Genomic DNA, 18,098 nt, shown 5'->3' with positions numbered 1-18,098 from the left:
GACGTGCGGCCCGGCCGGCTCCGGCCGCCGGCCGTCACGAACCACCCTTCCCTGCACTGGGGACCACGGAAAGAACAGAGGAAAAGACATGACCACCACCATCGACGCCGGTCAGCAGGCTCGCATCAAGGAGATCGTCTGCGACGTCCTGGAGCTCGAAGAGGACGAGGTGACCGACGGCAGCCTCTTCAAGGAGGACCACGGCGCGGACTCGCTGCGGGCCATCGAGATCCTCGCGGGCCTGGAGAAGGAGTTCAAGGTCACGATCGAGCAGACCGAGCTGGAGCGCATGGTCAACCTCGACGGCGTCTACGCCGTGGTCGGCGAGGCCGTCGCCGCCAGGTAACACCCGGGAAGCCGAGCGACCGGAGGGCTGCGCGACCCGTCGGCCCTCCGCTGCTCGGCCGCCGTTCCGGCACCGCCTGCCGGTCCTTCACGCACGTCCTCATCCAGGCGACCACGCCGTACCGAGGGAGATTGATGTCAGTGAACGTTTCCGACGCGACGTGTGACGACGCGGCCACCCGGGTGGTGCTGACCGGGTTCGGCGTGTTCTCCAGCATCGGTGTGGGCGCCGATGAGTTCGCCGAAGGGCTGCGGGCCGGCCGCAGCGGCGCCAAGCCGATCACGCTGTTCGACACCGAGGGCTTCGCGCACGCCAACGGCTGCGAGATCACCGGCGCCGAACCGGAGCGGTGGATCCACCACCTGCCCACCGAGACCCTGGGCCGCGCCACGCAGTTCTCGGTGGCCGCCGCCCGCATGGCCGTCGAGGCCGCAGGAGCCGACCTGGAGGCGCTGCGCGCCCAGCGCGGCATGATCTCCATCGGCACCACCGACGGGGAGTCCTACGAACTCGACCACCTCGTCGAGACCGAGGTCACCTCCGGCCCCGCCGCCATGGACCCGACGGTCACCCGCCGCGTCCACCCCAACAGACTCTCCATCGCCGCCGCCCAGGAACTCGGCCTGTCCAACGTCGAGGCGGTGACCATCGCCACCGCCTGCTCGGCCGGCAACTACGCCATCGGCCAGGGCTTCGACGCCATCCGCAGCGGCGAGGTCGACTACGCGCTGTGCGGCGGCGCCGACGCGATGTGCCGCAAGACCTTCACCGGCTTCTACCGGCTCGGCACCATCGCCCCCGACGTGTGCCGCCCCTTCGACGTCGACCGCAAGGGCATCCTCACCGGTGAGGGCGCGGGCGTGCTGATGCTGGAGAGCCTCGCCTCCGCCAAGGCCCGCGGCGCCCGCATCTACGCCGAGGTGCTCGGCTACGGCATGAACTGCGACGCGTACCACCAGGTCGCCCCGAACCAGGACAGCGTCGCCCGCTGCATGGAGATCGCCCTGGAGAACGCCGGCGTCAAGGCGTCCGAGGTCGACCTGATCTCCGCGCACGGCACCGGCACCAAGGCCAACGACGTGACCGAGTCGCGGGCCATCCACGACGTGTACGGCGAGACCGTGCCGCGCACCGTGTCGCTGAAGTCGATGCTCGGTCACACCATGGGCGCCGCGAGCGCGCTCGCCGCCATCGCGTGCGCCCTGTCGATCCACCACGGCTTCATCCCGCCGACCATCAACCACCGCGAGACCGACCCCGAGTGCGAGATCGACTGCGTGCCCAACCAGTCCGTCGAGGCGGACCTGCGGATCGTGCAGAACAACGGCCTGGCCTTCGGCGGCAACAACGCCATCGTGATCCTGGGCAAGTACCAGGACGGTGTCCGATGAGGGTCCCCATCACCGGCGTCGGCGCCGTCGCGAGCGTCGGCCGGGACGCCGACGAGATCTTCGCCAACCTGTGCGCCGGTCGCGGCGGGCTCGGCCCGCTGCGCGGCTTCGACAGCGGCCTCTACAACGGCAAGCAGCTGTTCGAGATCGACGACCGGCCCGGGCCGGTCGCCGACCGGCCGGGCCGCGCCACCGAGTTCCTGCTGGAGGCCGTCGGCCAGGCCGCCGCCGACGCCGGGCTCGGCGACGACCTCTCCGGCGTCCCCGTCCTGGTGGGCACCGGACTGCGTGAGCTGAGATCGGCGGAGCTGTGGTGGCGCGACGGCGCGCCGTTCGGCCTCGACCGGCTGCACTTCGGCACCGCGCTGCGCGAACGGTTCGGCACCGCCGACACCCTCACCGTCTCCAACGCGTGCTCCGCGTCCCTCTACACCCTCGCGCTCGGCGCCGACCTGCTGGCACTGGGCGAGGCGGACACCGTCATCGTCGCGGGCGTCGACGCGATCACCGAGAGCATGCACGGGCTGGCCGACCGGGTCCAGCCGAACCCGCCGACCGCGCTGCGCACCCTGGACGTCAACCGCCGGGGCACCATCCTCGGCGACGGCGCCGCCGCCGTCGTCCTGCGCGGTGAACACGTCGGATGGCCGGGCGGCCGGCTGTGGGGCAGGCTGCGCGGCGTCGGCATGACCTGCGACGCCAAGCACCCCACCGCGCCCGACCCGCAGCAGGTCGCCGAGGCGATGCGCCAGGCGCACCGGCTGGCCGGCACCCGCGTCGAGGACATCGACATGGTGATGCTGCACGGCACCGGCACCCCCCTCAACGACCTGGTCGAGATCACCGCGTACGGCGAGGTGTTCGGCGAGGCGGCCGGCGGCCCGGTGGTCACCGGCATCAAGCCGATGACGGGTCACACCAGCGGCTCGGCGGGCCTGATGAGCCTCGTCACCACCCTGCAGACGATGGCCACCGGCAAGGTGCCGCCGCTGGTCAACCTCGAGGAGCCGATCGAGGAGGCCGCGGGGCTGCGCCTGGTCCGCGGCCAGGAGGCCAAGCACGACGTGTCGCTGGCGCAGGTGCACGGGTTCGGGTTCGGCGGGGTCAACGCCGTGGCGATTGTCGAGGGATCATGATCATTACCGTCACGGGAGTCGGCGTCGCCCTGCCGGGAGCCGACTCCGCGACCGCGCTGGCGGCGGCCCGGGCCCCGCAGGGCGCCGTCGAACCGGCGGCCGTCCTGGGCAAGAAGGGCCTGCGCTACAAGGACCGCGCCACCCAGCTCGGGCTGTGCGCCGCGCTGCGCGTGCTCACCGACGCCGGACTGCTCCAGGACGGCGAACTCACCGTCGACGGCACCAGGACGGCCGTCCTGGTCAGCTCCAACCTGGGCAACGTCGACACCGTCTGCCGCGTCGTCAAGACCATCGCGGACGAGGGCACCCACGGCGTCAGCCCGATGGACACCCCGAACGCCTCCAGCAACATCGTCGCCTCCGAGATCGCCATCAGGTGGGGGCTCAAGGGCCCCAACCTCATGCTGTGCAACGGTCCCGCCTCCGGGCTCGACGCGGTGCGCTGGGGCACCGCCCTGCTGCGCTCCGGACGCGCCGACCACGTCGTCGTGGTCGGCGTCGAGCCGGACAACGAGATCGCGCGCGGCCTGGCAGGCCACCCGCTGGCGGACGGCGCCGCCGCCCTGGTGCTGGAGAGCGAGGAGACCGCCGCGGCCCGCGGCGCCACCGTCCGGGCCGTCGTCGGCGCGCACACCAGGGGAGCGGACGTGGCGGCCACCGTCGCGGAACTCGCCGAGGCCGAGCCCGAGCCCGCCGCCTGGTACGCCCCCGCGGACGCCACCGGCGCCCTGCCGAAGGGGCAGCCCGTGCACGACCTCACCGCCGTGTGGGGCGAGCTGTCCGGGGCGCTCGGCGTCGTGCAGTGCGCGGCGGCGATCGGTGCCCTCGACGCGGGGGCCGACGGCCCGATGTGGCTGGTGGCGGGCACCGACTCCGACGACGCCGTCGCCACGCTGGTGCTGCGCCCGCCGGTACCGGCCCGCGCCCAGCCGGCCGCCGTGTGAGCGGCACCGCACCTTCGAGGACACCGAGCACCACCGAGCAGAACGGAATGTGACCATGACCCTTACGGCGAGCGCGCCGGCGACCGCGACCCGGCCGGTGATCACCGCGTGGTCCGCGGTGTCGCCCTTCGGCATCGGCAAGGACAGGTTCGTGGCCGGCATGCTGGCCGGACAGGACGCCTCGTCCCCGCTGGACGCCGGGCAGTGGGCCGCCCCGGACAGCCGGGCCTGCCTCATCCCCGGCTTCGAACTGCGCGAGGTCCTCGGCAAGAAGGGCACCCGGTCCATGGACCGGGTGACCGGACTGGCCGTGACCGCGGTCCGCGACCTGCTGCGCGACTCCGGGGACCGGCGCACCGGCTCCGACGAGGAGACCGCCCTGGTCCTGGGCACCACCACCGGCAGCGCGCAGAGCATGATGGACTTCACGCGCGCCTCCCTGGAGGGCGACAAGCCCTTCTACGTCGACCCGTCGCTGATGCCGAACGCGGTGATGAACTGCGCCGCCGGCCAGTGCGCCATCTGGCACAGCCTCAAGGGCCCCAACACCACCATCGCCGGCGGCCGCATCGCCGGGCTCTCGGCGCTGAGCTACGCCGCCGGGCTGCTCGCCTCCGGCCGCGCCAGGACCGTGCTGTCCGGCGCCGCCGAAGAGTTCTCCACCGCGCGCGCCTGGCTGGACCACCACCGGCGCGGCGAGGACGGCGCGGACGCCCTGCTCGGCGAGGGCTGCGCCATGTTCATGCTGGAGTCCTCCGGCTCCCCGGGCGCCGCGGACCGCGCCCTGGCCGAGGTGCTGGCCGTGGAGTCGCGGGTGTACTTCGACGACGACCCGGCCCAGGCGCTCGACGCGTGCGTCGACGGCGTGCTGCGGCGCGGCGGCATCGAGGCCCAGGACGTGTGGGCGGTCTCCGCCTCCGCGCTCGCGGGCCTTGCCGGTGACCGCGAACGCGAGGTGCTCACCGCCCGCTTCGGCGCCGAGGCCCTGGACCGGGCACCGGCCATGACCACCGTCGGGGACACCGCCGCGGCCTCCGCCGCCTTCCAGATCGGAGCCCTGCTGGGCGCCGCCGAGCAGTCGGCGGTCCCCGCGGGCGCCGTCGCCCTGGTCTCCTCCGTCGACGACAACGGCGTCGTCGCCTGCGCCGCGCTGCGCATGTCGGCGAAGTGACCGACGACCACCCGTTCTCGCGGAAGTAGGGAAGAACAGACATGCCGATCGACGCGCCCGCCGGGCTCGACCGGGAAGAGCTGCGCCGGCTGCTCGCCGACACCATCGACGCGGACGTGGCCGACGTCCAGGACGACACGGACTTCGTGGAGTCCCTCGGGGTCGACTCCCTGATGGCCCTCGAAGTGGTCGTCGTCCTGGAGCGGACGTACGGCATCAAGTTCGCCGAGACGGAGATGAGCGCGGTGCGGACGCTCGCCAGTGCTTACGAGGTGGTCGGCGCGAAACTGGCGGAGCGTTCGTGACCAGCACCGTCCTCGCCACCGCGCGGCCGGTGCGCGAGCCCGCCCGGGACGAGACCTCCGAGGGCTGGACGGCCGGCTTCGCGGTGCCGGTCACCGAGCACGAGCCCGTCTTCGCCGGGCACTACCCGGACTTCCCGATCTTCCCCGGCGTGTGCGTGCTGGAGTGCGTGCGCCGCGCCGCCGAGTCCGCGCCGCCGCCCGAGGCCGGCGAACTGCGGTTCGCGGCCGTGGAGTCCACGCGGTTCTTGTCCGCCGTCCACCCCGGTGACGAGCTGGCGATCGACGTGACCTGGTCGCGGCGCGCCGAGGGCTGGCGGTGCAGCGCCAAGGTGGCGACGGCACGCGGCCGGGCCGCCACCGTCCGGCTGAGCTACCGGCCGGAGGTGGCGGCGTGCTGAGCCCCGCCGAGGTTCGCGCCACGCTGCCGCACCGCTATCCGATGCTGCTGGTCGACCGCGTGCTGGAGATGGACGACGAGCGCATCCGGGCGGTCAAGGCCGTCACCCTCAACGAGCCCTGGTACGCGCGGCTCGCCGAACCGGCCGGCCAGGACGAACTGGCCTACCCCGACTTCCTGCTGGTCGAGTCCTGGACGCAGACCGCGGGCATCCTCGCCACCCGCCTGGCGGGCGGCACGGCCGAGGGGCAGGTCATGCTGTTCGGCTCGATGAGCGGCATCGAGTTCCACCGCAGGGCCCAGCCCGGCGACCTCGTCGAGCACCACGTCCGGCTGGGCGTCGCCGTGAACGACACGATGATCTTCGAGGGGGAGAGCACGGTCGGCGGCGCCCCGCTGCTCACCGTCGGCCGGATCACCATGGCCTTCCGCCCCGGCGAGACCCTCGCGCCGCCCGTCCCGCAGCTCACGCCCTGAACGACCCGGCCCGCCCCGGGCCGGCCGACAACCTACGGAGTGTCATGACCGAGAACACAGCGCCGGTCGCCCTGGTGAGCGGAGGATCACGCGGGATCGGCCGCGCCGTGGTCCTGCGGCTCGCGGCCGAGGGATACGACGTCACCTTCTGCTACCAGTCCAACGAACAGGCCGCGCTCGAACTGGAGAAGGAGGCGGGTGAACTCGGCCGCCGGGCCCTCGCGGTCCGCGCCGACGTCACCGACGCCGCCTCGGTACGGGACTGGGTCGCGCGCGCGGAGGGCGAACTCGGCCCGGTCGACGTGGCGGTCAGCTCGGCCGGCATCACCCGCGACAACCCGCTGGTCCTCATGTCCGACGAGGACTGGCACAGCGTCCTGGACACCAACCTCGACGGCGTCTACCACGTGTGCCGCGCGGTGATTTTCGAAATGATGAAGCGCAAGTCCGGCACCATCATCAACATTTCCTCCATCGCCGGTGTCTACGGACACGCGACCCAGTCGAACTATTCCGCCTCCAAGGCCGGCATCATCGGTTTCTCCAAGGCGCTCGCAAAAGAAGTCGGCCGGTACAACATCAGGGCGAACGTGGTGGCGCCCGGATTCATCGAGACCGATATGACGGCCGAACTGTCGGAGAAGGTCAAGAAGGACGCGGCGAAGAACATTCCGCTGCGCCGTTTCGGCCAGGCCGAAGAAGTCGCGGACCTCGTCGCCTACCTGGCGAGCGAGCGCGCCGCCTACATCACCGGCTCGGTCTTCCAGATCGACGGCGGCCTGACCGTCTGATGACCCGGGAGACGAGATGACCCACGCCGGGCACCTCTCCGGCGCCCTGCTGGACGACGACCTGACGACCTACCGGCGGCTGCGTGCGCTGGCCGACCAGCACGTCGCCGCCTACCGCCTGATCGAGCACGAACCCGAGGGCCGCACCGAGGTCGTCAGCGCGATGCGCGGGCACGAACTCGCCCAGAGCGCCAAGTGCCTGGTGGTGGCCGTACGGCCGACCAAGCACACCTGCCGGTACGTGCTGGCCGTCATCCCCGGCGACCGGCGCCTGGACCTGCAACGGGTCGCGGAGTGCGCCGGCGGGCGCAAGGCCGGATTCGCCGACCGGGAGACCGCCGAGCGGCTCGCCGGCTCGGTCAGCGGCTCCATCATTCCCTTCTCCTTCCACCCCGACCTCGAACTCGTCGTCGAGGAGGACCTGCTCCGCAACGACGTGCTGTTCTTCAACGCGGCCCGGCTGGACCTGTCCATGGCCCTCGCCACCGAGGATTACCTGCGCATGGCCCGGCCGCGCACCGCCCGTATCACCGAATCGAACGGCGCCTGACCGCCGGAAGATCCCCGATCTGCAACTGCCCTATTTCAGCAACCTGCAGACAAGCCACCTCCGTTCTGATACCGCCCTAGCATCACGAAGCAGCGGTTGAGGAAATTCCCCTTCATATCCGAACCATGGCCTGCCACCGGGCCGCCGGAGAGAGCAACGGAGGCCAAGCACGTGGCCAAACCTATGATTGAGGCAATCGACGTAACGAAGTCGTTCGGTGACGTCGTCGCACTGGACGGTGTGAACGTCTCGGTTCCCGAGGGTTCGATCCACGGCTTGCTCGGGCACAACGGCGCCGGCAAGACCACCCTCGTCCACATCCTGTCCACACTGCTGGAGCCGACCTCCGGCACGGCCCGGATCTGCGGCCTCGACGTGTCCGCGGACGCGCAGGAGGTCCGCCGGCGCATCGGCCTGACGGGGCAGTTCGCCTCGGTGGACGAGCAGCTGACCGGGCGGGAGAACCTGACGCTGATCGCGCGGCTGCTCGGCGCGACCGGCCGCCAGGCCGCGGTCCGCGCGGACGAACTGCTGGAGCTGTTCGACCTGTCCGAGGCCGCCAAGCGCCCGGCCTCCCAGTACTCGGGCGGCATGCGCCGACGGCTGGACATCGCGGCCAGCCTCGTCGGCGCCCCGCAGGTCATCTTCCTCGACGAGCCGACCACCGGCCTCGACCCCACCTCCCGCATCGGCGTGTGGGACATCATCAAGCGGCTCGCCAAGGACGGCGTCTCGGTGCTGCTCACCACGCAGTACCTGGAAGAGGCCGACCAGCTCTGCGAGCGGATCACCCTGCTGTCCAAGGGATCCGTGGTGGCCGGCGGCACACCGGCCGAGCTCAAGGCGGCCGTCGGGCAGCGCATGGTCACCGTGACGCTGTCCTCCGAGTCGGCGGTCTCCGCCGCGGTCAAGGCGCTCGACGCCGCCGGGTTCCGGGCCGCCCCGCAGGAGTCCGGCGCCGTCGTCGGCGTCCCGGTCGCCGCCTCCGCCGACCTCGCGGCCGTGGTGCGCACCCTGAACGAGGCGCACGCCGAGATCGCCGAACTCGGCTTCTCCGAACCGACCCTGGACGACGTCTACCTGCGACTGACCCACGAGTCCGCCGAGGCCCCGGTGCCCGCGTGACCGTCCCGGCCATCCCCACCGAAGAAGGAGCACACAGATGACGGTCGTCCAGGCCGAGGCCAACACGCGGCAGACGCCGCCGAAACGGCGGGACACGGACACCCCGGCCGAACAGTGGAGCGCCAGCAACCTGTTCACCCAGACCCTGGCCCTCACCAACCGCTCGGTGCGGCCCTATCTGCAGCCCGGCGTGGTCATCGTGACGTTCGTCGAACCCCTCGTCATGCTGCTGATGTTCGCCGGTGTGCTCAAGACGCTGGGCGACGCGCCCGGCATGCCCACCGACATGGCGTACATCGACAACCTGGCGCCCGCCATCATGATCATCACCGCGGTCGCGGCCGGCGCCCAGGCGGGCAACGGCCTCATCAACGACCTGCGCAACGACGTGATCACGCGCTTCCACACACTGCCCATCAACCGCTTCAGCGTGCTGCTCGCCCGCAGCTTCGCCGACGCGGCCCGCTCGCTCTACCAGCTGATCGCCGTCGCCGTCCTGGCCGCGCTGATCTTCGGCTTCGCGCCCCCCGGCGGCATCCTCGGCGTCATCGGCGCGATCCTGATGAGCGCCCTCGTCGGCTGGTCCATGAGCTGGATCTTCATCATGATGGCCGCGCTGCTGCGCAACGGCGACGTGCTGCGCATGATCACCACGCTGCTCACCTTCCCGCTGCTGTTCGCCTCCAACGCCTTCGTGCCGCCGGAGTCCATGCCGACCGGGCTCCGCGTCATCGCCCAGGGCAACCCCATCTCCTACGCCAACGACGCCGTCCGCAGCATGGTCGCCGGCAACGTCACCGCCGCCGAACTGCTCGTCACCGTCGCGGTGTGCCTGGCCCTGGTGTGCGTGTGCGCGCCCATCTCGAAGCGGTCGTTCCGGGTGATGTGACCCGATGTCGCCCCTGGCCGGCCGGCGGTTGTCGAAAAAACCGCATGACCGGTTGTGCCCTCTCCCCGCCCACTGCCCCAGCGCGGTGGGCGGGTTTTTCCGTTCCGGTGGCACCAAGCTGTCGAACCGGTGACCGAACACTCCAAGCCGTTCTCAAGCGTGTCTAGGTTGAGGTGTGAGCGGGCAGGACCTGCCCCCTGGAAAGACATTTTCCGAGAGGTTGACGTGGCGCAATCCGGAATCGGTCTCGACGAACGTGCGGAGCTTCTCTACCGGAGGCTGCTCCGGCGGACCAACTGGCAAACACAGGAGCTGGCGCAGGTCATGAAGTGGCCGGTGCACGAAGTTGCACAAGCAATGGAGACGCTGCGGGCCGAGGGCCTCGCCAGCGTCGCGGCGGACGACCCCACGGCCTTCCGCGCCGTGGAGCCGTGCATCGGCCTGCCGGCCCTGCTGGCCCGGTCGATGTACGAGGGGCGCTCGCCGCAGCCCCGCCCGGTCGAGGTCGATCGGTTCATCGCCCTGCACGAGCGGGCGGCCGAGCGGATCGAGGAGTCCCCCGGCGGCAGCGGGCACCGCAACGACGCGTCCACCATGATCGAGCGGATGGTCGCCAAGGCCGAGAGCGACGTCGTCTTCCTCGTCCCCGGTTACCTGGAGGGCGGATTCGCCTTCTCCCGGCCCCTCGTGGACATGAGCCTGCGGCGCGGCATGCGCCTGCGGGCCGTGTGGTCGGCCTCCGTCTTCCACGCCCACGGCGCCACGGTCCACGCGCAGTGGCTGGCCCAGCAGGACGTCCCGCCGCGCATGGTCGACACGGTGCCGCTGTGCGCCATGATCATGGACGGTGCGGCGGCCGTGGTGGTCGACGACTCCCAGGCGCCCCGAGTGGTGCGCTCCGCCGCGGAACTGGACTCCCTGTGCTCCCTCGCGGAGCGCCTGTGGGAGCGCGGAACGGCCGTGAGGCAGCTCAGACGCACGCCCGGCACCCCCGCCACCCGCAGACCCCGCACGGAGATCGTCCTGCGGCTGCTGGCCGAGGGCCTCACGGACGACGCCATCGCCCGCCGGCTCGGCTGCAGCGTCCGCACGGTGCGCAACGACGTGGCGGCCGCGATGGTGGCCCTGGACGCCCGCAGCCGCTTCCAGGCGGGCGCCCGGGCCATGCAGGTCGGCCTGATCTGAAGAACACCGGCGCTCTCCCCGCCGGGCCGCCGTCCGCGGTCCGGCCGGACGACGAGGAGGCGCCCGGGCGACGTACCGGCTTCGGACGACTGACCGGACCGGGTTCTGATGTCCGGCAGGACCGACCTCGGACACTGACGGACCCGCCTGGAGCGGCCGGCGGAACCGACCTCGGCCGACTGGCAGGACGGGCTTCCGGCGGTCGGTGGGACCGGCCCCGGGTGTTCGGCGGGACCGGCCTCGGCTGACTGGCAGGACCGGCCTTGGGCGGCCCGGTGGGACCGGCCCTGGGCGACTGGTGAGACCGGTCTTGGTCGGGTCGATGGAACGGGGCTCGGGTGTCCGGCGGGACCGGCCTTGAGTGGTCGGCGGGAACCGGCCTCAGGCGGACAGCGAGGGCCGTCTCGTACGTCAGCGACAGCGCGCCTTGGAAGGCCCTGACGGCCAGCGGCAGCTCACCTTGTGCGGTCGGCGACAGCCCGTCTCGTGCGCTGGGCGCAGCTCCCCTCGGGACCCTCACAGCCAGCGGCAGCTCACCCCGTGCGGTCGGCGCATCCGCCCCGCGCGTCAGCGAGCACTCGCCTCAGGCGTTCGCCGTACGGCCGACGAGGCCACCAGGAGCGCGGCAACGGCCGCCACCTCCTCCGGCTCCGCGCACGGTCGATCACCGTCAGCAGAACCGGACCCGGCGTCCCTTCGAGCACGGCCGCCGACACGGGGTTTCCTCCCAACGGTGACGGACACGGCGGCAACGCGACGGAACCCGCCGCAACGGGCCCGGCCGGCCCAACAGAACCGACCAGCACACCCGGCCCAGCGGCGCAGCCACCCCGCACCTCACCCCGTACGCCGCGCCACGAAGTCGCACAGCGAATCCAGCGCGTCCCGCGCCGGCAGCGGCGGCAGGGACGTGAGCGCCGACCTGGCCAGGGCCAGCCGCTGATACAGGATCGCCTCCGTGCGGATCGTGGCCTGCGACACCGCGAAGAGGTCGAGGGCGCGACGGTGCCAGCCGGCCCCCGCCGCGGGCCCGGCCGCGAGCAGCTCACGCAGTTCGGCATCGCGCGGGTCGGTGCCCGCCCGGGCCAGCATGACGGGCAGGCTGTCCACGCCGGCCAGCAGGTCCTTGCCCTGCTGCTTGCCGCTGGACGCCTCGGGGGAGAGCAGGTCGAGCAGGTCGTCGGCGATCTGGAAGGCGATCCCGAGCTGCTCCCCGTACTCGATGAGGGCGTCCGCGACGGCCGGCGACGCGCCGGACTGGAAGGCGCCGACGCCCAGCGACATGGCCAGCAGCGCGGCGGTCTTGCCCGCGGTGACCCGGAAGTAGTGGCCGACGGGGTCCTCGCCCGGCACCGGCCCGGCCAGCTCGCGCGTCTGGCCCGCGATGACGCGGCCCGCCGTAAGGGCGTTGAGGCGCAGCGCCTCGGGCACCAGGTCGGCGGAGAGCCGCGCGGCGCGGGCCAGCAGCCAGTCGCCGCCCTGGACCGCCTGCCGGTTGCCCCACAGGGCGTTGGCGGTGGGGGCACCGTGCCGGGTAGCCGCGCGGTCCACCACGTCGTCGTGGTAGAGCGAGGCGAGGTGGACGAGTTCGGCGACGACGGCCGCCCGGGCGACGCCCTCCCGGTACGGATCGCCGAACTCCGCGGCCAGCAGCACCAGCAGGGGCCGCATGCGCTTGCCGCCGGTGGCCGCCAGATGCCCGGTGAGCGCCATGACCCGGGGGTCGGCCGTGTCCCGCGTGCACGCGCGCAGCAGGCCCTCCGCCTCGTCCAGGGCCTCGCCCACCCGCGCCTGGAACCCGGGCTCGCCGGGCCCGAGCCGCCTGAGCAGCTCGGCGGCGTACCCGCGGCCGACGTCCGGCGCGGCGAGGGGCGGCGCCTCGTACAGCTGGTCTGCGGTCACGAGGTGACTCATCCTGTCGGGAGCGCGGGAGCGGACTTCTGGTCGGTCGTGGTCGAACGTGGTCGGACGTCTTCCACCGTTTCCGGTTGCAACCCTCGCAGTTCACTCAGAGGGTGACAACGGACCTGACATGAAGGTGCCAGAGCGGCCCCGGAAGCGCGTTACCGATAACCCGGGACGCATACGCCCGGAAATCGGAGAAACGGCGGAACGCCATACGCGTCGGGTATTTTGCGAACCGCCGCGGCAGCTTGATGCCAGCTTTACGCCGGGATCCGGCCGGGGGATACGCGCGCGGTGACAATCGGTGCGCCCTTGCATCCCCTGAGAAGGAGCTTCCCCCCATGTTCGGACGGGTCGGACGGTCCGCCGTCAAACACCCTTGGCTGACCATATTGGCGTGGGTGATCGCGGCGATCGGCGTGGCCTCCCTGGCCCCGCCGCTGAAGCCGGTCAGCGATCAGGCCGAATTCCTGCCTTCCCATTACGAATCGGTGCAGGCCGGGGAACTCCAGAAGAAAGCTTTTCCGCAGCAGGAGCAGCCCGCGTCCGTCATCGTCTTCCGCCGTGACGACAACGGCCGGCTGACCGAGGCCGACCTGGCGGACGTCACGAAGGTCGCCGCCGGGCTGGAGAAGGCGGGCCTCGAGAAGATCAGCAAGGTGGAGACGAGCCCGCAGGCCGTGTCCGCGAACGGCGAGATCGCCCTGGCGAGCATCCTGGCCACCACCGACAACCCCTACGACGAGACCGTGATGGAGTCGGTGGGGGCGCTGCGCGAGGAGGCCGAACCGCTCCTCAAGGGCACCTCGCTGCACATGGGCATCACCGGGTCGGCGGCGACGGCGTTCGACACCAAGGAGTCGTCGGGCGACACCGACGCCATGATCATGATGGCGACGCTGGTCCTGCTCATCGTGCTGCTGGCCGCGATCTTCCGCAGCCCGCTCATCGCGATCCTGCCGGTCCTCGTCATCGCCCTGGTCTTCGTGGTCGCCACCGGCCTGATCTCGATGGCCTCCTCGGCCGGCGGGTTCCAGGCGGACGCCTCCATCGGGTCGATCCTGATCGTGGTGCTGTTCGGCGTCGGCACCGACTACATCCTGTTCCTCCTCTTCCGCTACCGGGAGTTCCTGCGCCGGGGCCAGACGCCCAAGGAGGCCATGACCGACGCGGTCACCCGGGTCGGGGAGACCATCGCGTCGGCCGCCGGCGCGGTGATCGTCGCCTTCCTCGCCCTGCTGCTGTCCAGCCTCGGCATGCTGAAGGCGCTCGGCCCGGCGCTCGCCATCTCGGTGGGCGTCACCCTCGTGGCCGCGCTGACGCTCGTACCGGCGGTCTTCTCGCTGCTGGGCACCAAGGCGTTCTGGCCGTCCAAGGCGTGGAGCAGGGAGCCCAAGCACACCCTCGCGGGCCGCACGGGCTCGCTCACCGCGCGCCGTCCCGGCCTCGTCGCCGCCGTCTCCAGTGGTCTCCTCGCCGTGCTCGCCACGGGTCTGTTCAGCCTCAACACCGTCTTCGACAGCAGCAGTTCCCTGCCGAAGGACCTGGAGTCGGTGCAGGCGGCGAAGGAGCTGGAGCGCGGCTTCGCGGCCGGCCAGACCGACCCGACCTGGGTGTTCCTGGAGGCGAAGGACGGCGGCAGGCTCGAACAGGGCCAGGTCGACGCCTACGCCGAGGACCTGGACGCGGCCGGCTTCGGACGCGTCATGCCCGGGGTCGTCGCGCCCAAGGGCGACATCGCCAAGTTCGGCGTCGTCCTCAAGCACAAGCCGGACAGCGACAAGGCCGTCGAACTGCTCGGCGGGCCCCTGCGGGACGCCGCCCACGACGCGGCTCCGGACGGCACCCGCGCCCTCGTCGGCGGCACCTCGGCCGTGCTCGCCGACATCCAGGACGCCACCAACCGCGACTACTCCGTGGTCTTCCCGGTCGCCGGCCTGGCCATCATGCTGATTCTCGGACTGCTGCTGCGCAGCGTCGTCGCGCCCCTGTACCTCATGCTCGCGGTCGGCCTGGGCTTCGCCGCGACGCTGGGTGCCACCGTGTGGCTGTTCCAGGGCATCGCGGGCGACGCGGGCCTGCCCTTCACCCTGCCGGTGATCGTCTACCTCTTCGTGGTGGCGATCGGCACCGACTACAACATCCTGATGGTGGCCCGGCTGCGCGAGGAGGTCGGGCACGGCAGCACCCCGAGGGACGCCGTCCGCCAGGCCATCACGCACTCCACGTCCACCATCGGCACGGCGGCCGTCATCCTCGCGGGCACCTTCGGTGTCCTGCTGCTGGCGCAGAACTCCATGCTCCGGCAGATGGGCTTCGCCGTCGCCTTCGGCATCCTGCTCACCGCCTTCGTGATGGCGGTGCTGCTGGTGCCCGCGGTGACGACGCTGCTCGGCCACCGGACGTGGTGGCCCGGCCGGGTCCGGGTGGAGGCGGAGCCGGAGCGGGCGCCCGAGCCGTCCGCACCGGAACCCGTCACCGCCGACCGGCCGTGACCGCAGGGGAGTCGGGCTCCTGAAGGATCATGTGACCGGGCAGAGCATGACAGCGCCTACGCTCGGCGAGGTGAATGCAGTCGACGTTCTCCTGATCGCCGGGGCCACGGCCCTGCTCGGCCCCATGATCATGGCCGTACTGGCCCGCAGAGTGCTCGGACTGCGCATCGGCGCGGTCCGGGCACTGCTCACGGGCGTGGCGGGGCTGCTCGCCGCGGGCGTGGCCGGCACGCCGATGGGCCCGGAGGCGAGCCGCACCCCGCTGGTGACCGTGCAGCTGGGCGCGGCCCTGCTCGGCGCGATGCTGTTCCTCGTCCTGTCCGAGGCGGCCGTGTCCAACGGCTCGGTGCGCGGCATGGTCCGCTGGCCCGGCGCCCTGCGCCGCAGGCTGGCCCGCAGCCGCCGCTACACCCAGCTCAGCAGGATCGCCGTACGGCACGGGCTGCGGCGCTTCCTGACCGGCCGGTCCCGGCGCGGCACCGCGAGCCCCCAGGACCAGGCCGCGCTGGCCAGGTCGCTGCGGCTGGCCCTGGAGGAGGCGGGGGCCACCTTCGTCAAGCTGGGCCAGGTGCTGTCCTCCCGCTACGACCTGCTGCCCGACGTGTTCGTCGACGAACTCAGCTCGTTGCAGCACGAGGTCGCCCCCGAACCGTGGCCCGACATCGAACGCGTCCTCGCCGAGGAGCTGAAGGCGCCGCCGGAGAAGGTGTTCGCGGAGTTCATACCCGAGCCGCTCGCGGCCGGCTCCATGGCCCAGGTGCACCGCGCCCGGCTGCGGGACGGCCGCGCCGTGGCCGTCAAGGTCCAGCGGCCCGGTGCCCGGCAGGTGGTGGAACGCGACCTGGACATCCTGTTCCGCATCAGCCAGATCCTGGACCGGAACACCACCTGGGGCCGGACGGTCGGCTCCCGCGACCTCGTGCGGGGGTTCGCGGACTCGCTCCACGAGGAGCTGGACTTCCGCACCGAGGCCCGCAACACCGCGGTCGTCGCCGCCCACACCGGCCGGGCCGCGAGCGGCGGTTCCGGCGAGGAGAGCGGCGGCCCGGGATCGCGGGTCCGCCTGCCGGAGGTCCACCAGGAGCTGTCCACGGAACGCGTCCTGGTGGTCGAGTGGCTCGACGGCGTCACCCTGAACCGGGCCGACACCGTCATCGAAGCCCAGGGCCTGGACCGCGAGCGGCTCGCCCGCGACCTGTTCGGCTGCCTGCTGGAACAGATCATGATCGGGGGCGTCTTCCACGCCGACCCGCACTCGGGGAACGTCCTCGTCCTGGACGACGGCACGCTCGGCCTCGTGGACTTCGGCTCGGTGGGCCGCATCGACCAGATGCTGCGCTCCAGCCTGCGCGACCTGCTCATGGCCATCGACCGCAACGACCCGCAGGCGCTCTCCGACGCCCTGCTGGAACTCGTGGAGCGCCCCGACGAGATCGACGAGGAGCGCTTCACCCGCGCCCTGGGCCGCTTCACCGCCCGGCACCTCGACTCCTCGGGATCCCCCGGCCGTGAGATGTTCACCGACCTGTTCCTGCTCGTCGCCCAGTACGGCCTGACCGTACCGCCCGAAGTGGCCGCCGCCTTCCGGGCCCTGGCCACCGTCGAGGGCGCGCTGAACCGGCTCGTGCCCGGCTTCGACCTCGTGGCGGAGGCGCGGGCCTTCGCCTCCACCGAACTGGCCCGCAGGCTCTCCCCGCGGCAGCTGTCCCGCTCGGTCTTCGACGAGGCCGCCGCCGTCCTGCCGATGCTGCTGCGGCTGCCGCGCCGGGCCGAGCGCATCAGCAGCGCCCTGGAGCAGGGCAGGCTCAGCGTCAACGTGCGGGTGTTCGCCGACGAACGGGACCGGCGCTTCATCCGGGGCATCGTCCGTGACGTACTGCTCGCCTTCCTCGGCGCGCTGACCGGCGTCCTGGGCATCCTGCTGCTGTCCACGCAGGGCGGTCCGCGGGTCGCCGGCTCACTGCGGCTGTTCGACATCTTCGGCTACAACATGCTGCTGATCAGCTCGGTCCTCGTGCTGCGGGTGCTGTTCACCATCACCAAGACACAGCGCTGAACCGCCGGGCCCCGGCCCGCTCAGGGCGTGCCCGCCGCCGCCCTGTCCCACGGGGACGGCACGGCGTGGGCGCGCCGCAGCGCGTCGGCCAGGTCGGCGGCGGCGTCGAACACGGCCGCGGCGAGCCACCGGCCCGGGAGCGCGTCCATCCGCCCGGGCGGCCCCGACACCGACAGCGCGCCCGCCACCCGGTCGCCGCTGTCCTGCACGGGCACGGCGAACGCGATGTCACCGGGCTGCATGACGTCGGGCCCGCGGGCCCAGCCGCGGCGGCGTACCTGCGCGAGGTGGGCGGCGGTGAACCGGGCGCCGTGCAGACCCTCGTGGATCTCCTCGGGTTCCTCCCAGGCCAGCAGCACCAGCGCGACCGCGCCGGCGAGGGCGGGCCGGGACATGCCGACCGGCACCCGCTCGGCGCCGTCGGGCCCCGGACCACCCGCGCAGGCCGCGACGCAGGTCTGCAGCCTGCCGCGGCGCCGCAGGATCCGGGCGTCGAGCCCGGTACGGGCGTGCAGCTCGGCCAGGACCGGCGTCGCCGCCTGCGCCAGCCGGTCGTAGCGGGCCTCGACGGACATGGTGCCGAGCCGGGGCCCGAGGACGAAACGGCCGTGGAAGTCCCGGCTGAGCAGCCCCAGCCGTTCCAGCGCCACCGCGATCCGGTGCACGGTGGGCCGGGTCAAACCACTGCGGGAGACCAGCTCGCTCAGCGGCGTCGGCGCCTGCTCCACGATCGCCAGCAGCGTGGAGGCCTTGTCGAGCACGCCGACACCGCTGACCCACTCCCGGGGCGCGGTCGTCATCGTCGGGTCACCTGCCGTGCCGGGCCGCCGCGCCCGGCGGCGCGCGCGGGACACTGGGGCCACGCCGCCGGAGGCGACGCGGCCGTGCGGCGGCGGGGCCGCCTGCCGTCGGGAACGGATGCCATGGTGTCCGGC

At 72.3% G+C, this 18,098-nt stretch carries 17 protein-coding genes; 15 read left to right on the top strand and 2 right to left on the bottom strand.

Going from position 1 to position 18,098, the window contains the following annotated elements; all coding sequences use genetic code 11:
* The first annotated feature begins 88 nt into the window (after positions 1 to 88).
* The 13 genes from AB0M97_RS03450 (at position 89) to AB0M97_RS03390 (ending at position 10,707) form a co-directional block, all read left to right on the top strand.
* Entirely contained in the window at positions 89 to 346 is a 258-nt protein-coding gene (locus tag AB0M97_RS03450; protein ID WP_365959011.1) for an acyl carrier protein, read from the top strand.
* A 134-nt stretch (positions 347 to 480) separates the two neighbouring features.
* A complete protein-coding gene (locus AB0M97_RS03445; protein WP_365959010.1) occupies positions 481 to 1,737 on the top strand; it encodes a beta-ketoacyl-[acyl-carrier-protein] synthase family protein in 1,257 nt (418 codons plus the stop codon).
* Complete coding sequence (locus tag AB0M97_RS03440) at positions 1,734 to 2,873, top strand: beta-ketoacyl synthase N-terminal-like domain-containing protein (protein WP_365959009.1); 1,140 nt, start codon at positions 1,734 to 1,736, stop codon at positions 2,871 to 2,873. Before AB0M97_RS03445 ends, AB0M97_RS03440 begins: the two co-directional genes overlap by 4 nt.
* Entirely contained in the window at positions 2,870 to 3,817 is a 948-nt protein-coding gene (locus AB0M97_RS03435; protein WP_365959008.1) for a beta-ketoacyl synthase N-terminal-like domain-containing protein, read from the top strand. The genes AB0M97_RS03440 and AB0M97_RS03435 overlap by 4 nt, the downstream gene beginning before the upstream one ends.
* 55 nt (positions 3,818 to 3,872) lie before the next feature.
* On the top strand, positions 3,873 to 4,988 hold the full coding sequence (locus AB0M97_RS03430) for a beta-ketoacyl synthase N-terminal-like domain-containing protein (protein WP_365959037.1): 1,116 nt from the start codon (positions 3,873 to 3,875) through the stop codon (positions 4,986 to 4,988).
* A 41-nt stretch (positions 4,989 to 5,029) separates the two neighbouring features.
* Positions 5,030 to 5,293, top strand: a complete 264-nt coding sequence (locus AB0M97_RS03425) for an acyl carrier protein (RefSeq protein WP_365959007.1) — start codon at positions 5,030 to 5,032, stop codon at positions 5,291 to 5,293.
* Positions 5,290 to 5,691, top strand: a complete 402-nt coding sequence (locus AB0M97_RS03420) for a hypothetical protein (RefSeq protein WP_365959006.1) — start codon at positions 5,290 to 5,292, stop codon at positions 5,689 to 5,691. Before AB0M97_RS03425 ends, AB0M97_RS03420 begins: the two co-directional genes overlap by 4 nt.
* Positions 5,685 to 6,167, top strand: coding sequence for a beta-hydroxyacyl-ACP dehydratase (locus tag AB0M97_RS03415; protein ID WP_365959005.1), 483 nt, complete (start codon positions 5,685 to 5,687; stop codon positions 6,165 to 6,167). The genes AB0M97_RS03420 and AB0M97_RS03415 overlap by 7 nt, the downstream gene beginning before the upstream one ends.
* 44 nt (positions 6,168 to 6,211) lie before the next feature.
* A complete protein-coding gene (fabG, locus tag AB0M97_RS03410) occupies positions 6,212 to 6,958 on the top strand; it encodes a 3-oxoacyl-[acyl-carrier-protein] reductase (RefSeq protein ID WP_365959004.1) in 747 nt (248 codons plus the stop codon).
* Positions 6,959 to 6,974: 16 nt separating this feature from the next.
* Positions 6,975 to 7,508, top strand: coding sequence for a YbaK/EbsC family protein (locus tag AB0M97_RS03405; protein ID WP_365959003.1), 534 nt, complete (start codon positions 6,975 to 6,977; stop codon positions 7,506 to 7,508).
* Positions 7,509 to 7,691: 183 nt separating this feature from the next.
* On the top strand, positions 7,692 to 8,633 hold the full coding sequence (locus AB0M97_RS03400) for an ATP-binding cassette domain-containing protein (protein WP_365959002.1): 942 nt from the start codon (positions 7,692 to 7,694) through the stop codon (positions 8,631 to 8,633).
* Between the two features lie 37 nt (positions 8,634 to 8,670).
* Positions 8,671 to 9,522, top strand: coding sequence for an ABC transporter permease (locus AB0M97_RS03395; protein WP_365959000.1), 852 nt, complete (start codon positions 8,671 to 8,673; stop codon positions 9,520 to 9,522).
* A 225-nt stretch (positions 9,523 to 9,747) separates the two neighbouring features.
* Positions 9,748 to 10,707, top strand: coding sequence for a LuxR C-terminal-related transcriptional regulator (locus AB0M97_RS03390; protein ID WP_365958999.1), 960 nt, complete (start codon positions 9,748 to 9,750; stop codon positions 10,705 to 10,707).
* A gap of 837 nt (positions 10,708 to 11,544) precedes the next feature.
* Here the strand turns inward: AB0M97_RS03390 and AB0M97_RS03385 are convergent.
* On the bottom strand, positions 11,545 to 12,609 hold the full coding sequence (locus AB0M97_RS03385) for a polyprenyl synthetase family protein (RefSeq protein WP_365958998.1): 1,065 nt from the start codon (positions 12,607 to 12,609) through the stop codon (positions 11,545 to 11,547).
* A gap of 344 nt (positions 12,610 to 12,953) precedes the next feature.
* Between AB0M97_RS03385 and AB0M97_RS03380 the strand changes: the two genes are divergently transcribed.
* Positions 12,954 to 15,107 (top strand): MMPL family transporter, encoded by a 2,154-nt coding sequence (locus AB0M97_RS03380; protein WP_365958997.1) that lies wholly within the window; start codon positions 12,954 to 12,956, stop codon positions 15,105 to 15,107.
* A gap of 70 nt (positions 15,108 to 15,177) precedes the next feature.
* Positions 15,178 to 17,163, top strand: a complete 1,986-nt coding sequence (locus tag AB0M97_RS03375) for an AarF/UbiB family protein (protein WP_365958996.1) — start codon at positions 15,178 to 15,180, stop codon at positions 17,161 to 17,163.
* Positions 17,164 to 17,183: 20 nt separating this feature from the next.
* On the opposite strand, the gene AB0M97_RS03370 is transcribed toward AB0M97_RS03375, so the two are convergent.
* Positions 17,184 to 17,963, bottom strand: coding sequence for a helix-turn-helix domain-containing protein (locus tag AB0M97_RS03370; protein WP_365958995.1), 780 nt, complete (start codon positions 17,961 to 17,963; stop codon positions 17,184 to 17,186).
* Positions 17,964 to 18,098: the final 135 nt, after the last annotated feature.

The organism is Streptomyces sp. NPDC051207 (assembly GCF_040682395.1).
GTDB lineage: Bacteria > Actinomycetota > Actinomycetes > Streptomycetales > Streptomycetaceae > Streptomyces.
This window is presented reverse-complemented; position numbering and strand designations above follow the sequence as displayed.